The 3,103-nt window shown below is 61.8% G+C and carries 3 protein-coding genes; all 3 read left to right on the plus strand.

Going from position 1 to position 3,103, the window contains the following annotated elements; translation table 11 throughout:
- Positions 1 to 206 precede the first annotated feature (206 nt).
- A complete protein-coding gene (locus ACE3OH_RS21130; RefSeq protein WP_374357876.1) occupies positions 207 to 437 on the plus strand; it encodes an exodeoxyribonuclease VII small subunit in 231 nt (76 codons plus the stop codon).
- Positions 434 to 1,333 (plus strand): polyprenyl synthetase family protein, encoded by a 900-nt coding sequence (locus ACE3OH_RS21135; protein WP_374357879.1) that lies wholly within the window; start codon positions 434 to 436, stop codon positions 1,331 to 1,333. Before ACE3OH_RS21130 ends, ACE3OH_RS21135 begins: the two co-directional genes overlap by 4 nt.
- 124 nt (positions 1,334 to 1,457) lie before the next feature.
- Positions 1,458 to 3,103, plus strand: a 1,646-nt coding sequence (gene dxs, locus ACE3OH_RS21140; RefSeq protein ID WP_374357882.1) for a 1-deoxy-D-xylulose-5-phosphate synthase, incomplete at its 3' end; no start/stop codon positions are given.

The following is a 3,103-nucleotide window of genomic DNA, read 5'->3' on the forward strand; positions in this document are numbered from 1 at the left end:
CTCGATTCGCGTGGAGCTTCTCACCGCGGTTCCCCCGCGGCGGCGGGGGCGGAGGGGGTGGGTTAGAACAGCGAGGGGAGTGTTGATTGACTCACTGCCGCCGAAGGCCCGGGTCTCCCGGGTCCAGATAGGCAGCTTGAAAACTCGATTCACGTCGAGCTTCCCTAGTAGAATCGCGCGGTTCACGAATATTGCAGGATGCGCCAATGGCGAAATCGACCAAGCCCGCCAGTTTCGAGGCGGCAATGAGCGAGCTGGAAACCCTGATCAGCGAAATGGAACGTGGCGATGCGCCGCTGGAAGCGGCCCTCGCTGCCTACAAGCGCGGCGGTGAGTTGGTGCGCTTTTGCCAGGGCCAGCTGGAAGCGGCCGAGCAACAAATCAAGATTCTCGATGGCGACAGCCTTAAACCCTTTGCCGTGGAAGGTGGCGAATGAGCGCCCGTAGCGATTTTCAAACCTGGTCGTTTGCCATTCAGCAACAAATGGAATTGGCGCTTGGCGCCGTGTTGCCGCCGAGCGACCATCTGCCGCAGCGCCTGCATGAAGCCATGCGCTATGCGGTGCTAGGCGGTGGCAAGCGGGTGCGGCCGCTGTTGGTGTTTGCCGCCGGTGAACTGGTTGGTGCCGGCGCCGAGCGTTTGCAATATGCCGCCTGCGCGGTTGAGCTGATCCACGCCTATTCGCTGGTGCATGACGATATGCCGTGCATGGATGACGACCAGCTACGCCGTGGCAAACCGACCGTCCATGTGCAGTTCGACGATGCTACTGCCTTGTTGGCTGGCGACGCGCTGCAGACTGCCGCCTTTGAAGTGCTGGCCGGGCGCACCGTGTGCGACGAGGCGAGCGACCAGGTCAAGATGTTGAAAATTCTCGCCACCGCCAGCGGTGCCGCCGGCATGGCCGGGGGGCAGGCGATCGACCTGGCATCGGTCGGCCAGCCGCTGTCGCTGCCAGAGCTGGAAAACATGCATATCCTCAAGACCGGCGCGCTGATTCGTGCCTCGGTGCTATTGGGCAGCTATTGTGGCGAGCCCTTGAGTAGCACCGAGCGCGAGCGGCTGGATCGCTTTGCCAAGCTGGTCGGCCTCGCCTTCCAGGTGGTGGACGATATCCTCGATGTGGAAGCTGATACCGCGACGCTGGGCAAGACCGCCGGCAAGGATGCCGCTCACGACAAGCCGACCTATGTGTCGCTGCTGGGCCTGAAACAAGCCAAACAGCGCGCGGCCGAGCTGGAAGCCGAAGCGCTCGATTGCCTGAGCAGCTTTGGCGAGCGGGCGCAGCGCTTGCGCGAGCTGGCGCATTTCATCGTCCATCGGGCGTTTTAGAGCAAGGCCTGACATCTTTCCCCCAGAGCCCTTGCGAATACGGTGCTGGGAACAAGCGCTGTGCCCGCCAGGTGCTCGGTGATGAATGATATTTGTTGGTGGTTCGCCACCCGTGAAGAGAAACATGCCTTACCCGCTCCTCGATACTGTCAATCTGCCTGCCGATCTGCGCGAGTTCGATCAGGAACAGCTCAAGCAGCTGGCTGGTGAACTGCGCGCCTTTCTGCTCGATACCGTCAGCCAGACCGGGGGCCACTTTGCCTCCAATCTCGGCGCAGTTGAACTGACCATCGCCCTGCACCATGTGTTCGACACGCCGCGTGATCGCCTGGTATGGGACGTCGGTCACCAGACCTACCCGCACAAGATCCTCACCGGGCGCAAGGCGCGCATGCATAGCATGCGCAAGCATGGCGGGCTGGCGGGCTTTCCCAAGCGCGAGGAAAGCGAGTACGACACCTTCGGCGTCGGCCATAGCTCCACCAGTATCGGCGCCGCCGCCGGCATGGCCGAGGCGAGCAAGCTACTCGGTCAGCGGCGCAAATGCATCGCGGTGATCGGCGATGGCGCGATGACCGCCGGGCAGGCTTTCGAGGCACTGTTCAATGCCGGCGACAAGACCGATACCGACCTTCTGGTCGTGCTGAACGACAATGAAATGTCGATTTCACCCAATGTCGGCGCCTTCAACGCCTATCTGGCCAAGCTCCTGTCCGGCAAGTTCTACCAGGGCTTTCGCAATACCGGCTCCAAGGTGCTGGGCAATGTGCCGCCGCTGCACGAATTCGTGCGCCGCTCGGAAGAGCATATGAAGGGCTTTCTGACCCCGTCGACCCTGTTCGAGGAGTTCGGCTTCCACTATGTCGGCCCGATCGACGGTCATGATCTCGATGCCCTGGTGCCAACGCTGGAAAACCTGAAGAGCCTGTCCGGCCCGCAGTTCCTGCATGTGGTGACCAAAAAAGGGCAAGGCTACAAGCTGGCCGAGGGTGACCCGGTCAAGTACCACGCTGTCACGCCATTCACCCCGGCGCAGGGTATGGCGTCCAAGGCGGCGACCAAGCCGACCTTTACGCAGATTTTTGGCGACTGGCTGTGCGATATGGCGCGGCAGGATCTGCGCCTTGTCGGCATCACCCCGGCGATGCGCGAAGGCTCGGGCATGGTGCGCTTCCAGCAGGAATTCCCCGACCGTTATTACGATGTGGGCATTGCCGAGCAGCATGCGGTGACCTTTGCAGCCGGCCTGGCTTGCGAAGGCTTGAAGCCGGTCGTCGCCATCTATTCCACCTTCTTGCAGCGCGCTTACGACCAGCTGATTCACGATGTGGCCTTGCAGAATCTGCCAGTGGTGTTTGCCATCGACCGTGCCGGCCTGGTTGGCGCCGATGGCCCGACTCATGCCGGTAGCTTCGATATCAGCTTTTTGCGCTGTATTCCGAATATGGCGGTGCTATGCCCGGCCGACGAGGATGAATGCCGGCAGATGCTGTACACCGCCTTCCAGATGAACCAACCCACTGCCGTGCGCTATCCGCGCGGCATCGGGCCGGGCATGGAAGTGCGCAAGTCCTTTACCGCCGTGCCGGTCGGCAAGGGCGAGATTCGGCGCAAGGGCAGCAAGATCGCGATTCTGGCCTTTGGCACCATGCTGGCGCCGAGTATTACGGCTGGCGAGGCGCTTGATGCCACGGTAGCCAATATGCGCTGGGTCAAGCCGCTTGACGCCGACTTGGTCAAGCAACTGGCGGCTGAGCATGAATTGATCGT

The organism is Chitinimonas sp., from assembly GCF_041904975.1.
GTDB lineage: Bacteria > Pseudomonadota > Gammaproteobacteria > Burkholderiales > Chitinimonadaceae > Chitinimonas.